Annotated in this window: 17 protein-coding genes; 4 read left to right on the plus strand and 13 right to left on the minus strand. The window is 70.1% G+C overall.

Features of this window, described 5'->3' with window-relative positions; all coding sequences use genetic code 11:
* The 9 genes from ruvA to pgsA form a co-directional block, all read right to left on the minus strand.
* On the minus strand, window positions 1-609 hold the full coding sequence (gene ruvA, locus OG219_RS09320; protein ID WP_266824805.1) for a Holliday junction branch migration protein RuvA: 609 nt from the start codon (window positions 607-609) through the stop codon (window positions 1-3).
* Entirely contained in the window at window positions 606-1,223 is a 618-nt protein-coding gene (gene ruvC, locus OG219_RS09325) for a crossover junction endodeoxyribonuclease RuvC (RefSeq protein ID WP_266824806.1), read from the minus strand. Before ruvC ends, ruvA begins: the two co-directional genes overlap by 4 nt.
* 114 nt (window positions 1,224-1,337) lie before the next feature.
* Entirely contained in the window at window positions 1,338-2,090 is a 753-nt protein-coding gene (locus tag OG219_RS09330) for a YebC/PmpR family DNA-binding transcriptional regulator (protein WP_266824808.1), read from the minus strand.
* A 48-nt stretch (window positions 2,091-2,138) separates the two neighbouring features.
* Entirely contained in the window at window positions 2,139-2,744 is a 606-nt protein-coding gene (gene pdxT / locus OG219_RS09335; RefSeq protein ID WP_266824810.1) for a pyridoxal 5'-phosphate synthase glutaminase subunit PdxT, read from the minus strand.
* Window positions 2,745-2,750: 6 nt separating this feature from the next.
* Window positions 2,751-3,674, minus strand: coding sequence for a pyridoxal 5'-phosphate synthase lyase subunit PdxS (pdxS, locus tag OG219_RS09340; RefSeq protein ID WP_266824812.1), 924 nt, complete (start codon window positions 3,672-3,674; stop codon window positions 2,751-2,753).
* A gap of 163 nt (window positions 3,675-3,837) precedes the next feature.
* On the minus strand, window positions 3,838-4,383 hold the full coding sequence (locus OG219_RS09345; protein ID WP_266824814.1) for a hypothetical protein: 546 nt from the start codon (window positions 4,381-4,383) through the stop codon (window positions 3,838-3,840).
* Between the two features lie 154 nt (window positions 4,384-4,537).
* Window positions 4,538-5,698: a glycosyltransferase family 4 protein gene (locus OG219_RS09350; RefSeq protein ID WP_266824816.1), complete on the minus strand. Its 1,161-nt coding sequence runs from the start codon at window positions 5,696-5,698 to the stop codon at window positions 4,538-4,540.
* Window positions 5,695-6,654 (minus strand): phosphatidylinositol mannoside acyltransferase, encoded by a 960-nt coding sequence (locus OG219_RS09355; RefSeq protein ID WP_266824818.1) that lies wholly within the window; start codon window positions 6,652-6,654, stop codon window positions 5,695-5,697. The genes OG219_RS09350 and OG219_RS09355 overlap by 4 nt, the downstream gene beginning before the upstream one ends.
* A complete protein-coding gene (gene pgsA / locus OG219_RS09360; RefSeq protein ID WP_266836043.1) occupies window positions 6,651-7,385 on the minus strand; it encodes a phosphatidylinositol phosphate synthase in 735 nt (244 codons plus the stop codon). The genes OG219_RS09355 and pgsA overlap by 4 nt, the downstream gene beginning before the upstream one ends.
* Window positions 7,386-7,604: 219 nt before the next feature.
* On the opposite strand from pgsA, the gene OG219_RS09365 reads away from it, so the two are divergent.
* Both OG219_RS09365 and OG219_RS09370 read left to right on the plus strand, forming a co-directional pair.
* A complete protein-coding gene (locus tag OG219_RS09365; protein ID WP_266824820.1) occupies window positions 7,605-9,803 on the plus strand; it encodes an elongation factor G-like protein EF-G2 in 2,199 nt (732 codons plus the stop codon).
* A 187-nt stretch (window positions 9,804-9,990) separates the two neighbouring features.
* Window positions 9,991-11,646 (plus strand): hypothetical protein, encoded by a 1,656-nt coding sequence (locus OG219_RS09370; RefSeq protein ID WP_266824822.1) that lies wholly within the window; start codon window positions 9,991-9,993, stop codon window positions 11,644-11,646.
* Window positions 11,647-11,846: 200 nt separating this feature from the next.
* Here OG219_RS09370 and OG219_RS09375 read toward each other — a convergent pair whose 3' ends face one another.
* On the minus strand, window positions 11,847-12,410 hold the full coding sequence (locus OG219_RS09375; protein ID WP_266824824.1) for an HIT domain-containing protein: 564 nt from the start codon (window positions 12,408-12,410) through the stop codon (window positions 11,847-11,849).
* Window positions 12,411-12,477: 67 nt separating this feature from the next.
* Here OG219_RS09375 and OG219_RS09380 point away from each other — a divergent pair, with 67 nt between their 5' ends.
* Window positions 12,478-13,140, plus strand: coding sequence for a potassium channel family protein (locus OG219_RS09380; protein ID WP_266824826.1), 663 nt, complete (start codon window positions 12,478-12,480; stop codon window positions 13,138-13,140).
* A 30-nt stretch (window positions 13,141-13,170) separates the two neighbouring features.
* On the opposite strand, the gene thrS is transcribed toward OG219_RS09380, so the two are convergent.
* The 3 genes from thrS to OG219_RS09395 all read right to left on the minus strand — a co-directional run bounded on the left by thrS (window position 13,171) and on the right by OG219_RS09395 (window position 17,041).
* Window positions 13,171-15,150: a threonine--tRNA ligase gene (thrS, locus tag OG219_RS09385; protein WP_266824828.1), complete on the minus strand. Its 1,980-nt coding sequence runs from the start codon at window positions 15,148-15,150 to the stop codon at window positions 13,171-13,173.
* 101 nt (window positions 15,151-15,251) lie between these two features.
* The gene (locus OG219_RS09390; RefSeq protein WP_266824830.1) at window positions 15,252-16,478 is read right to left on the minus strand and encodes a hypothetical protein; all 1,227 of its coding nucleotides are present in this window, start codon (window positions 16,476-16,478) and stop codon (window positions 15,252-15,254) included.
* Complete coding sequence (locus tag OG219_RS09395) at window positions 16,475-17,041, minus strand: DUF4365 domain-containing protein (protein WP_266467472.1); 567 nt, start codon at window positions 17,039-17,041, stop codon at window positions 16,475-16,477. The genes OG219_RS09390 and OG219_RS09395 overlap by 4 nt, the downstream gene beginning before the upstream one ends.
* Window positions 17,042-17,211: 170 nt before the next feature.
* On the opposite strand from OG219_RS09395, the gene OG219_RS09400 reads away from it, so the two are divergent.
* On the plus strand, window positions 17,212-17,937 hold the full coding sequence (locus OG219_RS09400; protein ID WP_266824831.1) for a 3'-5' exonuclease: 726 nt from the start codon (window positions 17,212-17,214) through the stop codon (window positions 17,935-17,937).
* The last annotated feature ends 9 nt before the right edge of the window (window positions 17,938-17,946 follow it).

A 17,946-nucleotide genomic window follows, 5' to 3' on the forward strand; every position in this document is an offset into this window, starting at 1 on the left:
TCAGCGGGCGCGGTTCAGGGTCTGCAGTGCCGCCTTGAGGAGCGCTCCGACCTGGGGGGTGCCCTCGGCGGCCTCGGCCTGCGGAGCGACCGCGGAGACCGCCTCGTCGGCCTCGCGCGTCGCGTACCCGAGGCCGATCAGCGCGGCGTGCAGCTGGTCGCGCCAGCCGGTGCTGACCGGGGCGCCGATTCCGGTGCTGGTGCCGATGGGTGCGCCGAGCCGGTCCTTGAACTCCAGGAGGAGCTTCTGGGCGCCCTTCTTGCCGATGCCGGGGACGGCCATCAAAGCCTTCTCGTCACCGGCGGCCACCGCGCGGCGCAGGGCGTCCGGCGTGTGCACGGCCAGCATCGCCTGGGCGAGCCGGGGGCCGACGCCGCTCGCGGTCTGGAGCAGCTCGAAGGTCCCTCGCTCGTCGTCGTCCACGAAGCCGTACAGGGTCAGTGAGTCCTCGCGTACGACGAGGGAGGTGGCGAGCTTGGCCTGCTGTCCCATGCGGAGCCCTGAGAGCGTGTTGGGCGTGCACTGGACGGCGATGCCGATGCCGCCGACCTCGACGACCGCGGAGTCCGGGGCGAGGGCGGCGACCGGGCCGCTGACGAAGGCGATCATGCGGTACGGCCTCTCGATGCGGGTTGTGATGCGCGTTGTGATGCGGGGTGCGGTGCCGGTTTCGACGCCTGTTTCGACGCGTGCAGGGCGGCGGCCTGCTGGAGCCGGTTCTGCGCGACGGCTTGCTGCAGCCGGTTCTGGGCGGGCGCGCGCCAGATGTGGCAGATGGCGAGGGCGAGGGCGTCAGCCGCGTCGGCGGGCTTGGGGGGCATGTCGAGGCGGAGCAGGCGGGTGACCATCGCCCCGACCTGGGCCTTGTCCGCGCGGCCGTGGCCGGTGACGGCCGCCTTGACCTCGCTCGGGGTGTGCAGGGCGACGGGGATGCCGCGCCTGGCCGCGCAGAGCATGGCGACCGCGCTGGCCTGGGCCGTGCCCATCACCGTACGGACGTTGTGCTGGCTGAACACCCGCTCCACGGCGACGAATTCGGGCTTGTACTCGTCGAGCCACTGCTCGATGCCCTGCTCGATGGCGACGAGGCGCAGGCCCAACTCGGCGTCCGCCGGGGTGCGTACGACGCCGACGCCGCGCATGGTGAGGGGCCGGCCCGCGACGCCTTCGACCACGCCGACACCGCACCGGGTCAACCCGGGGTCAACCCCAAGTACTCGCACCCAACCCCTCCTTCGATCGCCTGTTTGTGCAGGCTATCGGGTGCCACCGACAAAGCGGCGGGCCGGCGGGACGTGTCCCGTCGGCCCGCCCACATCGCGGCATGCGCGGCAGCGCTACGCGTCGACCTTCGCCATGACCTCGTCGCTCACGTCGAAGTTGGCGAAGACGTTCTGCACGTCGTCGCTGTCCTCGAGGGTGTCGATCAGCTTGAAGATCTTCCGGGCGCCCTCTTCGTCGAGCTCGACCTGCATGGTCGGGACGAAGTTGGCCTCGGCCGAGTCGTAGTCGATGCCGGCCTCCTGGAGCGCGGTGCGCACCGCGACCATGTCGGTGGCCTCGGAGATGACCTCGAAGGAGTCACCGAGGTCGTTGACCTCCTCGGCGCCCGCGTCGAGCACGGCACCCAGGACGTCGTCCTCGGTCAGTTCGCCCTTGGGGACGATCACGACGCCCTTGCGGTTGAAGAGGTACGAGACGGAGCCCGGGTCGGCCATGTTGCCGCCGTTGCGGGTCATCGCGACGCGGACGTCCGAGGCGGCACGGTTGCGGTTGTCGGTGAGGCACTCGATGAGCACCGCGACACCGTTCGGGCCGTAGCCCTCGTACATGATCGTCTCGTAGTCGGCGCCACCGGCTTCGAGACCGGCACCGCGCTTGACCGCGGAGTCGATGTTCTTGTTCGGGACCGAGCTCTTCTTGGCCTTCTGGATGGCGTCGAACAGCGTCGGGTTACCGGACACATCGGCGCCGCCCGTGCGGGCCGCGACTTCGATGTTCTTGATCATCTTCGCGAAGAGCTTGCCGCGTTTGGCGTCGATCACGGCCTTCTTGTGCTTCGTCGTAGCCCATTTAGAGTGGCCGGACATCTGCCTGTCTCCTTCGCGTAACCCAACTCTTTAGGAACGCCAGAGATCCTACAAGGACTCCGGTGTCCGGTTCGCGCGCACCATGTCGACGAACAGGCCGTGCACCCGGTGGTCGCCGGTCAGCTCCGGGTGGAACGACGTGGCGAGGGCGTTGCCCTGGCGTACGGCGACGATGTGGCCCTCGTGCTCGGCCAGCACCTCGGTCTCGGCGCCCACGGACTCGACCCAGGGGGCGCGGATGAAGACGCCCTCCACAGGATCGCCCTCGACACCCTGGACGTCGACCGCCGCCTCGAAGGACTCGTTCTGGCGTCCGAAGGCGTTACGGCGCACGATCATGTCGATGCCGCCGACGGTCTCCTGGCCCGAGCGCGGGTCGAGGATCTTGTCGGCGAGCATGATCATGCCCGCGCAGGTGCCGTAGACGGGCATACCGTCCCGCACGCGCGCGCGGAGGGGTTCCATCAGGCCGAACAGGACGGCCAGCTTGGAGATGGTGGTGGATTCGCCGCCGGGGATGACCAGACCGTCGACCTCGGCGAGTTCCTCGGGACGCCTCACCGGCCTGGCCACGGCGTCGGCCGCGGCCAGGGCGATCAGGTGCTCCCGTACGTCACCCTGGAGAGCCAGGACGCCTATGACAGGAGTGCTCATGGGTGACTACCAGCCACGGTTCGCGTAGCGCTCGGCCTCGGGGAGGGTGTCGCAGTTGATGCCGACCATGGCCTCGCCCAGGTTGCGGGACGCGTCAGCGATGATCTTCGGGTCGTCGTAGAAGGTGGTGGCCTTCACGATGGCGGCGGCGCGCTTGGCCGGGTCGCCGGACTTGAAGATGCCGGAGCCGACGAAGACGCCCTCGGCGCCGAGCTGGCGCATCAGCGCGGCGTCGGCGGGGGTCGCGACACCACCGGCGGAGAACAGCACGACCGGCAGCTTGCCGAGCTCGGCGACCTCGCGCACGATCTCGTACGGGGCGCGCAGCTCCTTGGCGGCGGCGTACAGCTCGTTGTTGTCGAAGCCGCGCAGCTTGGCGATCTCGTTCTTGATCTGGCGCAGGTGGCGGACGGCCTCGACGACGTTGCCGGTGCCGGCCTCGCCCTTGGAGCGGATCATGGCCGCGCCCTCGGCTATGCGGCGCAGGGCCTCGCCCAGGTTGGTGGCGCCACAGACGAAGGGGGTGGTGAACGCCCACTTGTCGGAGTGGTTGACCTCGTCGGCCGGGGTGAGGACCTCGGACTCGTCGATGTAGTCGACGCCGAGGGACTGGAGCACCTGGGCCTCGACGAAGTGGCCGATACGGGACTTGGCCATGACCGGGATCGAGACCGCCTCGATGATCTCCTCGATCATCGTCGGGTCCGACATGCGCGCCACGCCGCCGTCCTTGCGGATGTCGGCGGGGACGCGCTCCAGGGCCATGACGGCCACGGCGCCCGCGTCCTCGGCGATCTTCGCCTGCTCGGCGTTGACCACATCCATGATCACGCCCCCCTTGAGCTGCTCGGCCATGCCGCGCTTCACGCGCGCGGTGCCGGTCGCAGTGGCTTCAGTGGGCTGTGCGGAGTTGGAGAGCGTGCTGGACACGGGTTGACCTCACTCGGTGAAAGAGGGCTTCTGCATCACCGAGGAAACGCGAGTGGACCAGGCCACAGCAAGGGCCAATGGGGAGGCGGTGGCTCATTTTCCTTCGCCCGCACTTGGCGAAAGACCTCACACACCGCCCTCGCGAGGCAGGGAACTCAGCCGCTCAGCTGATCGGACGGTCCGCCAGCGCCACCGGCGGCTCGTCGTCCATCTCGAAGGCCAGCGGGAACGGCGCGTGCCCGGCCAGATGGAACCAGCGGACCGCACGGTGCTCGCGGAGCGCGCGGGCGGCCCGTACGGCGTCGTTGTGGAAGCGCCGGGCCATCGGCACCCGCCGCACCGCCTGAGCCAGCTCCCCGGCGGCCTCCTCGCCCCCGGGCGCGGCCCGCACCGCCTCGACCTGCTGCACCTCTCCGAACACGGCACGCAGCGCCTGGCTCAGGTCGCTCTCGGCCACCTCACGCTGCTCCTCCTCGGCCTGCCGGGCCGCGTGCGCCGCCTCATACAGCACGATCGACGCGGCCGGATCGAGCACCCCGGACGTGGCCAGCTCCTGGGCGACCGAGGCACGGCGCAGCAGTTGGGCGTCGAGGGCGGCCCGCGCGGCGTCGATCCGGGCGTGCAGCCGGTCGAGCCGCCCCGCGGTCCAGCTCAGGTAGAGGCCGATCGCGGCAAGGCCGACGAGGATCCAGATGAGGGTTGGGGTCACGGGCGGCAAGGCTACCCGTGTGAGGTCACCGCTCTACGAGGCCCCGCGCCCAGCGGAAAGCACCGCGTCCGCTTCGAGAGGTGATCCCCCCGGACCCCAACCCACCGAACTCCACCGCCAGGTCCGGCCGGTTGAAGGCGGACCGCCTTCTCCCTCAGTCCCGTGCCATCCCGAACCGCGCCCGCAGTCCCGTCCGTTCATCGGTGGCCACCGCCGCCGCCCCGTCCGTCACCGTCTCGTACACGGACAGGATGTCCGCCCCGACGGTCGACCAGTCGAACCGCCGCACATGCGCGCTCCCCCGCTCGCGCAGCTCCGCGCGACGCCCGGGGTCACCGAGGAGTCGTACGGCGGAGGCGGCCAGCGCGTCCGTGTCCTCGTTGGCGAACAGCTCACCGGCCGCGCCGTGGTCCAGCACCTGCGCGAACGCGTCGAGATCGGAGGCCAGCACCGGCGCGCCCGCCGACAGGGCCTCCACCAGGATGATCCCGAAGCTCTCGCCGCCGGTGTTGGGCGCCACGTACACGTCGATGCTGCGCAGGAAGCGTGCCTTGTCCTCGTCGCTGACCATGCCGAGGAACTCGACGCGCGAGCGCATCTCCTCCGGCAGGTCCTCGACGGCCTCCTTCTCGTCGCCGCGCCCCGCTACCAGGAGCCGGGTCCGCGGGCGCTCCGCCAGGATCTTCGGCAGGGCCTTCATGAGGACCGGCAGGCCCTTGCGGGGCTCGTCGATACGGCCGATGAAGCCGAGGGTCTCGCCCTGCCACTCGGACTTGGGCTTGGCGCGGGCGAAGAAGTCGACGTCGACGCCGTTCGGGATGACGACGGCGTCGCCGCCCAGGTGCTCGACGAGGGTGCGGCGCGCGTACTCGCTCACCGCGATCCGCGCGCGGATCTTCTCCAGGGCGGGCTGGAGGATCGGGTACGCGGCGATCATCGCCCGGGAGCGCGGGTTCGAGGTGTGGAAGGTGGCGACGATCGGGCCCTGCGCGGCCCAGCAGGCCAGCAGGCCCAGCGACGGCGAGGCCGGTTCGTGGATGTGGATCACGTCGAAGGTGCCGTCGTGCAGCCAGCGCCGTACCCGGGCCGCCGACAGGAAGCCGAAGTTCAGGCGGGCCACCGAGCCGTTGTACGGCACCGGAACCGCGCGGCCGGCCGAGACGACGTACGGCGGCAGGGGTGTCTCGTCGTCCGCGGGAGCGAGGACGGACACCTCGTGTCCGAGGCGGATGAGGTGTTCGGCCAGGTCACGGATGTGGAACTGGACGCCGCCTGGCACGTCCCAGGAGTACGGGCAGACGATGCCGATCCTCACGGGGTCCTCTTCTCGGGATCCTTCGGGGGACCCTGGTCAGGACCCTGCTGGGGGTCCCTCCCGGGATCGAGGTCCTTGAGCCACAAGCGCTGAAGCATGTGCCAGTCCTCCGGGTGGTCGGCGATCCCCGTGGCGAAGGCGTCGGCCAGCGCCTGTGTCATGGCAGACGTCTTTTCGGCCCGGGTGCCTGACTCGGGTACCTCGACGGGGGGATGTACACGGCCCTGCATCACGGGCGAATCGTCGTACCAGAGCGTCACCGGAAGGAGCAGGGCGCCGGTCTGCTGGGCCAGCAGCGCGGGTCCGGCCGGCATCCGGGTCGCCTCGCCGAAGAACTCGACCTCGACGCCGGACGAGGACAGATCGCGCTCGGCGACCAGGCAGACCAGGCCGCCGTCGCGGAGCCGCCGGGCGAGCATGCCGAACGCGGTACCGCCGCTGTGCGGCAGGACCTCCATGCCGAGGCCCTCGCGGTAGGCGACGAAACGGTCGTACAGCGACTCGGGCTTGAGCCGCTCGGCGACCGTCGTGAAGGGCGTCTCCAGCTTGGTGGTGACCCAGGCACCCGCGAGATCCCAGTTGCCCATGTGCGGCAGCGCCAGGATCACGCCCTTGTCGGAGGCGATCCCGTCGGTGAGGTAGTGCTCGTCCTTCACCTCGAAGCCGGTCTTCACGCGCTCCTTGCTCCACGCCGGAAGCCGGAATGACTCCATCCAGTAGCGCAGATACGAGCGCATGCCCGCTCTGGAGAGTTCGGCGAGCCGCTCCGGGGTCGCGTCGGGCACCACGCGCGCGTAGTTGCTCTCAAGACGCTGGACGCCCTTGCCGCGCTTCTTCCAGGCGAGGTCGGCGATGGTCCGGCCCAGCCGGACGGCGACCGGCTCGGGGAGCTTCTTGACGGCGCTCCAGCCGAGCGCGTACGCCCCGTCCGTCAGCCGGTCCTGGAGACTGCTCACTTCGTGGTCCCGCTGCTCTGAGCCGCCGCCTCGGCCTCCGCCGCGGCGTCCGCCTCCGCGGACTCCCTGCGCACCGTCACGACCCGCTGGATCAGCGTGACGAGGCTGCCGACTGCGACGATCCACAGCGCGATGGGCAGCAGTACGTCGATGCCGGGAATCCCGAACTTGTGCATGCCGGCGAGGCCCGCCGCGACCAGTGAGATCACCAGACGCTCGGCACGCTCGATCAGTCCGTTGACCGCGACCGGCAGACCGATCGACTCGCCGCGGGCCTTCGTGTACGAGACCACCTGGCCGCTGGCCAGGCAGAAGATCGAGACGGCGCACAGGACGTTGTTGTCGCCGCTGCCCGCGTACCAGAGCGCGAAGCCGCCGAAGACCGCGCTGTCGGCGACCCGGTCGAGCGTCGAGTCCAGGAAGGCGCCCCAGCGGCTGGTGCGGCCGAGCTGACGCGCCATGTTGCCGTCGACGAGATCCGAGAACACGAAGAGCGTGATGACGATCGTGCCCCAGAAGAACTCTCCCCGGGGGTAGAAGACCAGCGCGCCCGCCACCACTCCGGCCGTACCCAGGAGGGTGACGGTGTCGGGGCTTACCCCCCGGCGGATGAGAAACGCGGCGAACGGCGTGAGGACACGCGTGAAGAATGCACGCGCGTACTTGTTCAGCATGGCCTTCCCGATGGTCGGTGTGGCCGCGCGGCCCCTGTTGGCCACCGGCTGGCCCATCGTAGCCACGCGCGCGCTTGTGCGACGGTCGGGCACCCGCGCCCCCGTGTCCCGGCGCGATCACACCGGTGTCATGGCGCGATCGCGTCCGCTGTATGGACGCACCGTGACGCGAGTGGAAAGCTCGAAGGCACCGCGGGCGTCACCGGAGCCGCCACCGCACGCGGCTTCGGCATGTCCGCGCCCACAGTGACCTCACCGTGTACGGGAGGCAAGGCCATGGGCGACAAGGCGAACGCACACCCCGGAGCCGCCGGCAGGGCTACGGCGGCCGACCACCCCGCGTCCGTACGGAATGTGGTGCTGGTCGGCCACAGCGGATCGGGCAAGACGACTTTGGTGGAGGCTCTCGCGCTGACGGCGGGAGCGGTGAACCGGGCGGGCCGCGTGGAGGACGGCGGCACCGTCTCCGACTACGACGAGATCGAGCACCGGCAGCAGCGCTCGGTGCAGCTCTCCCTGGTACCCGTCGACTGGGACGGATACAAGATCAATATTTTGGACACTCCCGGATATGCCGACTTCGTCGGGGAACTGAGGGCCGGTCTGCGAGCGGCGGACGCGGCCCTTTTCGTCGTCTCGGCCTCGGACGGGGTGGACGGCTCGACCCGGATGGTGTGGGAGGAGTGCGCGGCCGTCGGCATGCCCAGGGCCATCGTGATCACCCATCTCGAATCCGCGCGGGCCGACTTCGACGAGATGACACGCATCTGCGCGGAGGCCTTCGGCGCCGACGACCCCGACGCCGTACTGCCCCTGTACCTGCCGCTCCACGGCGAGCAGGGACCGGACGGGCACGCGCCCGTCACCGGGCTGATCGGGCTGCTCTCGCAGCGCCTGTTCGACTACTCCTCCGGGGAGCGCAAGGAGGCCGAGCCGGGAGCCGAGCAGCTGCCGCTCATCGAGGAGGCACGCAACCGGCTGATCGAGGGGATCATCGCCGAGAGCGAGGACGAGACCCTCATGGACCGCTATCTCGGCGGCGAGGAGATCGACCTCAAGACGCTTGTGCAGGACCTGGAGCGGGCCGTGGCACGCGGGACCTTCTTCCCGGTCCTCGCCGCCGCGCCGGCCGCCGACGGGGCCCGTCAGGGCCTCGGCACGGTCGAACTCCTCGAACTCGTCACGGGCGGTTTCCCCACCCCCCTGGAGCGCGAGGCGCCCACGGTCACCACACCGGACGGCAGAGCACGCCAGGTCAGCGCCTGCGACCCGGACGGGCCGCTGGTCGCGGAGGTCGTGAAGACCGCGTCCGACCCCTACGTCGGCCGTGTCTCGCTCGTACGCGTCTTCTCGGGCACCCTGCGACCCGACGAGACGGTGCACGTCTCCGGGCACGGGCTGACCGACCGGGGTCACGAGGACCACGACGTCGACGAACGTGTCGGCGCCCTGTCCGCGCCCTTCGGCAAGCAGCAGCGGGCCCTCACACACTGCATCGCGGGCGACCTGGCGTGCGTGGCGAAGCTGAACCGGGCCGAGACCGGCGACACCCTCTCCGCCAAGGACGACCCGCTCCTGATGGAGCCCTGGCAGATGCCCGACCCGCTGCTGCCGCTCGCCATCCAGGCGCACAGCAAGCCCGACGAGGACAAGCTCTCCCAAGGCCTGGGACGGCTGGTCGCCGAGGACCCCACCATGCGCCTGGAGCAGAACCCGAACACCCACCAGGTCGTCCTTTGGTGCCTGGGCGAGGCCCACGCGGACGTCGCCCTCGAACGGCTGCGCAACCGCTACGGCGTCCAGGTCGACGTGATCCCGTACAAGGTCTCCCTGCGGGAGACGTTCGCCGACAAGGCGGCGGGACGCGGCCGCCATGTGAAGCAGTCGGGCGGGCACGGCCAGTACGCGATCTGCGAGATCGAGGTCGAACCGCTGCCGAACGGCTCGGGCATCGAGTTCGTCGACAAGGTCGTCGGCGGCGCCGTGCCACGGCAGTTCATCCCGTCCGTCGAGAAGGGTGTACGCGCCCAGGCCGCCAGAGGAGTGGCCGCCGGCCATCCCCTCAACGACATCCGGATCACCCTGCTCGACGGCAAGGCGCACTCCGTGGACTCCTCCGACGCCGCGTTCCAGACCGCGGGCGCGCTCGCCCTGCGCCAGGCCGCCGCCGACGCCAGGATCCATCTCCTGGAGCCGGTGGCCGAGGTGACCGTGATGGTCGGCGACGACTATGTGGGCGCCGTGATGAGCGACCTGTCGGGGCGGCGCGGGCGGGTCGTCGGCACCGAGCAGGCGGGTGGCGGGCGCACGCTCGTACGGGCCGAGGTGCCGGAGATCGAGATCGGGCGGTACGCCGTCGATCTGCGCTCCCTCTCGCACGGCACCGCGCGCTTCAGCCGCAGTTACGCGCGGCATGAGCCGATGCCGCCTCAGATCGCCGAAAGGATCCGTGAACAGGCTCGGGACGCTTCGTAGTTGGGCTCTCCCGGGACTGGTCCAGTTTCCCTTCGCGTCGGCGGACGGCTTCGGTCGTCCGCCGACGGATGTCGGTCCCGGCCGATACTCTGAGAACCTGATCAAGACGATGACCTGATCAACAGGTGTGCGGAGCACGGAAGTCGGGAAGGCCGCAGGAGCGGAACAGCGGCAATGGGGGGCGGAAGTGGCGTTCGACGGATTCGATTTCACTCCTGGGGCGCAGGTGCCGCTCTCGGGCTCCGAGGGACAGACGGCCGCGACCTACGCCCTCGCCTCGGCGTCGTACCGGGACAGCGAGGTCGAGGAGATCCTCAAGGCCGACAACGAATGGCACAAGTCCACGGTCAAGCCCGGGAAGATCAAGCTCTTCGCGCCGAACCTGGGCGAGGCCTTCGCGCGCGCGGTGCAGGACCGCATGCTGGGCGTCGGCCGCAAGCCGCTCATCCAGTCCTTCGGCACCGAACCGCAGGTCGTCGTGGAGCACTGCCTCGCGGCGAACCGCATCCGCAGGGAGCGCGACAACTGGCTGTCGGCCGTGATGGTGCTGTGCGGTGTGCTCTTCCTGCCCGGGCTGCTGATATGGCTGCTGGTCTTCCAGATCCGGTCCACCATCGCCAAGCGTGAGGACAAGCGGGCCTCCGCCCTCGCCACCACGCTCCTGGTCGCGGTCGGCGCCCTCGCCGTGCTCTTCCTGCTCAAGATGCCGTTCACCGGCTTCTGGGCCTGGTATGCGCGTGCGTCGATCGTCCTCCCGGTCGTCGGCTGGCTCTGGGCCAAGCAGATCTGCGAGCGCACCGCCAAGGACCTGCGCGAGCGCTGGGGCAGCCTCCTGTCCGGCGGCGCCATCGGCGCCAAGATCCCCGAGGCGGTGCCCGGCAGCCCCGGCGAGTCCGCGGCCGAGCGGCTGCGTCAGGAACTGGCCCGGCTCAGCGCCGAGCAGCAGTCCAACTCCGTGTTCTACGCCGGGCCCAAGGGCATTCTCGGGATGGGCACCCGCTGGGGCAGCTGGCAGCTCGCCGAGGAGCTGGTGGCCCGCGACGCGGCCAAGGAGATCCACCCGTTCCGCAGCTGGGACGTCATCCGGTCCATCCACGACCAGCTCCGCATGCTGGAGCGCGGGCCGCTCAACACCGGCGGCTTCACCAAGCCGGTGATAAAGCACTGGATCGTCACGCCGATCGGCGAGAACGCCAAGGCGGTGTCCAGGCCCGGCGGTACGGATGTGGACGCGTACACGATCAAGACGCACGCCATACAGGACATCTGCAACAAGCAGCAGTTCGGCAGCGGTGACCGGCACTATCTCGGGGTCCAATGGACGCTCTGGGACGGCCAGTTGGTCATCACCATGCTGATCACGGTGACCGTGCTGCACGAGACGCTCCGCATCGAGGTCACCGGGCACGCGCTGGGGCCGGTGAACTCGCTGTTCACCAGCAAGCCGGAGGCGCCGACGAAAGAGGTCGCCAAGGCCGTCAAGTTCTGGGAGACCCGCAAGGTGAAGCTGCCGCTGGTCACCACCGACGAGGTTGTGCGGCTGGCTGCCCGGGCTCCCTTCACCTGGTATCCGCCGCTGCTGAACTGGCTCGGCGGCACGCTGGTGCTTCCCGAGCCGTTCGGGCTGCGGCACTCCTGGGCCGATCAGCCGTGGCGGCATCGCTTCATGGCCGACGATGCGTTGCGGGCGGCGGCGCCGGTGCTTCGTGTGGTGCACTCCGCTGCGATCAAGGTGCTTGAGGAGAACGGGGTGGACACGGAGCAGTTCGGGAACCGGTCGTCGTTCCTGAGTACTTCGGTGCAGGATCCGATGCCGCGGAAGGCCGACGTCTACGACGCGTAGGGCGCCTGCGGTTTGTCGTGGGTCGGGGCCGTACCGGAGCATCCGTCCTCGGTCTGGCGCGGAATCGGTTGCTCACCAACGTGCCGGTGTTGACGCGCCAGCCGCTGCGGGCGGACGTTCCGGCACGTCCCCTTCCGCCGGTGGGCGGCTCTCCCCCGGTTCCCTCCGCCGTCGTCCTGGTACGGGCCGCCCGCCTTGCGTCAGGCCGAGGCCGGCCAGGCATCCGCCAGCATCTTGCGGGTGTCCGCGAGGAGCTGGGGCAGGACCTTGGTGTGGGCCACCACCGGCATGAAGTTCGTGTCGCCGCCCCAGCGGGGGACGATGTGCTGGTGGAGGTGGGCGGCGATGCCGGCGCCTGCGACCGTGCCCTGGTTCATGCCGATGTTGAAGCCGTGGGCGCCCGAAGCCGTGCGGAGGGCTGTCATCGCCTGCTTGGTCAGCTCGCCCAGTTCGGCGGTCTCCGGGTCGGTCAGGTCGGTGTAGTCCGCTACGTGGCGGTAGGGCACGACCATGAGGTGGCCGCCGTTGTACGGGTAGAGGTTGAGCACCGCGTACACCTGCTCGCCGCGCCTGACGATGAGCCCGTCCTCGTCGGACTTGGCGGGGATCGAGCAGAAGGGGCAGCCGTCGTCGGCCCCCGGGCCGGTGGGCTTGTTCTCGCCCTGGATGTAAGCCATCCGATGGGGCGTCCACAGGCGCTGGAACGCGTCCTGGGTTCCCACTCCGATCTGCTGCTCCGGCTCACTCGTCATGAGGTGCAGCATATTGCTTCGCCCGTTCGCGGCGTGTCGGCGGGTGTCGAACAAATGGGTCCCCGGCCAAGCTGGGGCGATGGACGACGACAGCCGAAAGGCCCACTGGGACCGGCGCACCGAGATCCCGCTCGCGCTGGCCTCGATGCTGTTCCTGGCCGCGTACGCGATCCGTGTCCTGGGCCACGGGCTGCCCACGGCATGGCTGGACACCTGCCTCGCGGTGCTGTTCGCCGCCTGGGCGGTGTTCGCCGTCGACTACGCCGTGCGCTGGCGGCTGAGCCGACAGGGGCCCCGCTTCGTACGGACGCACTGGCTGGACACGCTTGTGCTGATCCTGCCTCTGCTGCGCCCGCTACGTGTGGTCAGGGTGTACGAGGCTGTGCAGCGGCGGCGCGGGCAACCCCGTCTCGCCCTTTACGCGCGCGTGATCGTGTACGCGGGTCTGTCCGCGCTGCTGCTCGGTTTCGCGGGCGCCCTTGCCGTCTATCAGCAGGAGCACGCGGCGCCGGACGCGTCGATCCGTACCTTCGGGGACGCCGTGTGGTGGACCTGCGCCACGCTCGCCACGGTCGGATACGGGGACGTGGTACCGGTGACGCCGATGGGGCGGACGATCGCGGCCGGAATCATGGCGGGCGGTCTCGCGCTTCTCGGGGCGGTGACGGGGTCGTTCTCGTCGTGGCTGTTGCAGGTGTTCTCGAGTGAGGGCGAGGACAGCGGAAAGCCCCCGGGGAGCTGAGCTCCCCGGGGGCCGCCGCTCGAACAGGCATCAGACCTGCGCGCGCTCCTCCACGACCTTCACGATCTTGGCGATCGCCTCGTCGAGGGGGATGCCGTTCTCCTGCGAGCCGTCGCGGTAGCGGAAGGAGACGGCGCCGGCCGTCATGTCCTCGTCGCCCGCGATGACCATGAAGGGCACCTTCTGCTTCTGGGCGTTGCGGATCTTCTTCTGCATGCGGTCCGAGGACCCGTCGACCTCGACGCGCAGTCCGGCCGCCTTGGCCTTCTTGGCGAAGTCCGCCAGGTACGGCACGTGCGCGTCGCCGATCGGGATGCCGATCGCCTGGACCGGGGCCAGCCAGGCCGGGAACGCGCCCGCGTAGTGCTCCAGGAGCACCGCGAAGAATCGCTCGATCGAGCCGAACAGCGCGCGGTGGATCATGACCGGCTGCTGCTTGGAACCGTCCGCCGCCGTGTACTCCAGGTTGAACCGCTTGGGCTGCTGGAAGTCGACCTGGATGGTGGACATCTGCCAGGAGCGGCCGATGGCGTCCTTGGCCTGTACGGAGATCTTCGGGCCGTAGTACGCGGCACCGCCCGGGTCGGGAACCAGCGGGAGGCCCTGCTTCTCGGCCGCCTCGCGCAGCGCGTTGGTGGCCTCCTCCCACTCCGCTTCCTCACCGATGAACTTCGGGGAGTCGTCGCGGGTGGAGAGCTCCAGCTCGAAGTCGTTCAGGCCGTAGTCGCGGAGCAGGTCGAGGACGAAGGTGAGCAGGGAGTCCAGCTCGCTCGCCATCTGCTCCTTGGTGCAGTAGATGTGCGAGTCGTCCTGCGTGAAGCCGCGGGCGCGGGTGAGGCCGTGCACGACGCCCGACTTCTCGTAGCGGTACACCGTGCCGAACTCGAAGAGGCGCAGCGGCAGTTCGCGGTAGGAGCGGCCGCGTGCCTTGAAGATCAGGTTGTGCATGGGGCAGTTCATCGCCTTGAGGCGGTAGTTCTGCCCGTCGAACTCCAGCGGTGGGAACATCGCGTCCGCGTAGTTCGGCAGGTGCCCCGAGGTCACGAAGAGCTGTTCCTTCGAGATGTGCGGGGTGTTGACGAACTCGTACTCCGCGTCCTCGTGGCGCTTGCGCGAGTAGGTCTCCATCTCCCGGCGGACGATGCCGCCCTTAGGGTGGAAGACCGCGAGGCCGGAGCCCAGCTCCTCCGGGATGGAGAAGAGGTCCAGCTCGGAGCCGAGCTTGCGGTGGTCGCGCTTCTCGGCCTCGACGAGGAAGTCGAGGTACGCCTTCAGCTCTTCCTTCGACGGCCAGGCGGTGCCGTAGATGCGCTGAAGCTGCGGGTTCTTCTCGCTGCCCCGCCAGTACGCGGCGGCCGAGCGCATCAGCTTGAACGCCGGGATGTTCCGGGTGGTGGGCAGGTGGGGACCGCGGCAGAGGTCCTTCCAGCACAGCTCGCCGGTCTTGGCGTCGAGGTTGTCGTAGATCGTCAGCTCGCCGCCGCCGACCTCCGCGTCGGCGCCCTCGGCGGCCTGCGCGGCGTTGCCCTTGAGGCCGATGAGCTCCAGCTTGTAGGGCTCGTCTGCCAGCTCCTCGCGGGCGGCGTCGTCGGTGGTGATCCGGCGCGAGAACTTCTGCCCGCGCTTCTGGATCTCCTGCATCTTCTTCTCGACGCGCTTGACGTCCTCGGGCGTGAACGGCTCGGCGACGTCGAAGTCGTAGTAGAAGCCGTCCTTGACCGGCGGGCCGATGCCCAGCTTGGCCTCGGGGAAGAGCTCCTGCACGGCCTGCGCCATGACGTGCGCGGTGGAGTGCCGCAGGATGTTGAGGCCGTCCTCGGAGGAGATCTCGACGGGCTCGACCTCCTCGCCGTCCTGCACGGCGTACGCGAGGTCCTTGAGCTCGCCGCCGACGCGGGCCGCGACGATGGTGCGCTCGCCGCCGAAGAGGTCGGCGGCCGTAGTGCCCGTCGTCACCACTCGCTCTTCCCGCTCGGAATCGCGTTGGATGATCACACGGACGTCTGACACCGGTCTCTCCTACCTGAAGGGCACGCGCGCATCTTCTATTGCGTACGTAATACGAGAGCGATCGTACCGAGACGTGGGGCCCCTACGCGAAACGGTTCCGGTCAGTCCCCGCTGCACGCCTCCTCGAAGAAGGCTGTGATCTCCGCGGTCTCCTGGATCGACTTCATCAGGCGGTCCCGCTCGGCCTCGTCGACCTGTACGGGTGCGACCCCGGAGGCGTCCGTGAGCCGGCGGAATCCGCCCCGGCTCTCCAGCCTCCCGTGCACCCGCACCGGCAGCCCGACCAGATGGGCATGGCCCGCGATCCGGTACGACTCCTCGTCGAGCGTCATCCGGACGTGCGGGACCTCCGCTCCGGCGATGACCCGAAGTCGTACGGTGCCCTCGCCGCGCGGCCCCGACCTGCGCATGCGTACGACGGCGCCGGTGAGGCGCACCGGCACGGACGGCTCCTCGCGCAGGAAGCGGGCGCCTGCCTCGCGCAGGACGGGCAGGTCGCCGGGCGAGAACTCGACGGGTTCGGCGGGCGCCGCGCAGCCCTCGGGTACGCCGGCGGCGGGCGCCCACTCCACGGCGATCCGGGCGCCCTCGGTGCCGCGGACGAGGGCCACCAGGGCTTCCATGAGCTCGTGGCTGACGCCGGCCTCGACGGCGGCATCGAAGGCGTCCATGCCGCCGGTGGCCCGCTGGTAGTCGATGGCCTCGCGGGCGGCGTACAGCGCCTGGTGCAGGCGTACGGCGAGGGGCCGCCCGGTGGCGACGGGCACGAAGGCGGTGAGCTGGCGTCCGCCGGGCTCGGCGCCCACGAGCACGTTCTCCAGGGAGGCGACGGCGGGCCTGCGGTGGCGGGCTCCGTAGTAGCCCGCTCGCGCGCGGGTGGCCAGTGCCCCGGCCAGCAGCATCTGGCGGGCGGCGGCGCGCAGTTGTTCCTCGACCGTCCAGGGCGCGGCGCCCACGGGTCCGGTCGGGACGTCCCGCCACCAGCGGATCTCGTCGCTGGGCACGGCGAGCGCGACCAGGACGTCGCGCGCGGACGGCGAGGCGCTGCGGGAGAGCGCGACGAGTGCCTCGCCGAGCAGGTCGTCGCTGTCGGGGAAGGCCCGGCTTTCCGGTACGAGCAGGCTCGTACCGCCGCCGCCGGGCCCGGGTGGGGTCCACCGGCCGTACCGTCCCGGTGCTCCGCCGCGCCGCTGCCAGCCGTGCCGGTGGAGCAGCGCGCTGAGCACGACGGGGTCGACCTGGGCGGGCTCGGGCGGCTCGTTCCAGAGGGCCTCGACCGGGTGCGGCCTGACCGGCCGCAGTACTTCGTCGATGGGGCGGTGCGTCACGGTTTTCCTCCCGTCCCGACCCGCGTCATGATCTCGCAGAGCGCACGGTCGTCGAAGATGCGCGCGGTCGGTATACGGACGGTGGTCCTGCGCCGGCCAGTGACGGCCTGACCGGCGAGGTTGATCCAGTAGCAGCAGTGCCGCAGGTCGAGGCGGTCGTGGCTGGCGCGCAGCCACTCGTCCTGCGACCTGGGCACGAGCATCACGACCAGTATTTTGTGCACCGAGACCGGGGTGCGGGCCAGCTTCTCCAGGTGGGCGTTGTCGAGCGTGAAGGAGAAGGCGGGGCCCGGCGGGTTCGGCGGTATCTGGTACGTGCACTTGAGCTGCACCTTGATGGTGACTTCGTCGTCGACCGTGTGCCCGGGGGCGCTGTGGCTGACGTGCCAGTCGATGCCGTTGTCGGGAAAGGGCTGGGACAGCGAGCAGCCCGCGGCCGCCGCGACGGCGTGCAAGTAGCCCACCTGCAATGTCTCCATGCAGGCGGTGGTGGCGAGTGAGCCTCGGTGGGGTGCCGTCCGCTGGGGCAGCAGCCCGCCCCGTTCGGGCTGCGCGAGTGCCATGAGTCCAACAGCCTTCCAAACCAGGTGTATCCCCGCGACGGGCCGCTGAACTGCGAAGACCCGTACCTCTGTTGTCTCCTTCCGGCGTACGGCGCAAACAGCCCGGGTATCACCAAACTGGCAGAAGACGGCGCGTCAGCTGCCGTGGGTGAACGAGGAGTTGTGTACGTATGACGTGCTGGTACGAGGGCCCCTTGGCCGCGTTCGACACGGAGACCACGGGCGTGGACGTCGAGACCGACCGGATCGTGTCGGCCGCAGTCGTCGTCCAGGACGCCCCGGGCAGCCGCCCGCGGGTGACCCGGTGGCTGGTGAACCCGGGAGTGCCGGTGCCCGCTGGGGCGACGGCGGTGCACGGGCTGACGGATGAGCATCTGCAGCGCAACGGCCGCTGGCCGTCGCCTGTGATGGACGAGATAGCCAGGGAACTGGCCGAACAGGCCGCGGCGGGCCGCCCGCTCGTGGTGATGAACGCTCCCTTCGATCTGACCCTTCTGGACCGGGAGTTGCGCCGCCATCGCGCTTCGACGCTCGACCACTGGTTCGAGACGAAGCCGCTGCGCGTGCTCGATCCCCGCGTCCTCGACAAGCACCTGGACCGCTATCGCAAGGGCCGCCGCACCCTCACCGACCTCTGCGCGCACTACGGCGTGGTGCTGGAGGGCGCGCACGACGCGGCGGCCGACGCGCTGGCCTCGATGGATGTCGTACGGGCGGTCGGGCGCCGCTTCCCGGCCCGCCTGGAGCGGCTCTCCCCCGCCGAACTGCACACGCTGCAGGCCGTGTGGCACGCGGCACAGGCGCGTGGACTGCAGGCGTGGTTCGCGCGCAGCGGCTCGGAGGAGGCGGTGGATCCGGCGTGGCCGCTGCGTCCGGACCTGCAGGCGGCCGCCTGAGCACGCGCA

The organism is Streptomyces sp. NBC_00038, assembly GCF_026343635.1.
Lineage (GTDB): Bacteria > Actinomycetota > Actinomycetes > Streptomycetales > Streptomycetaceae > Streptomyces.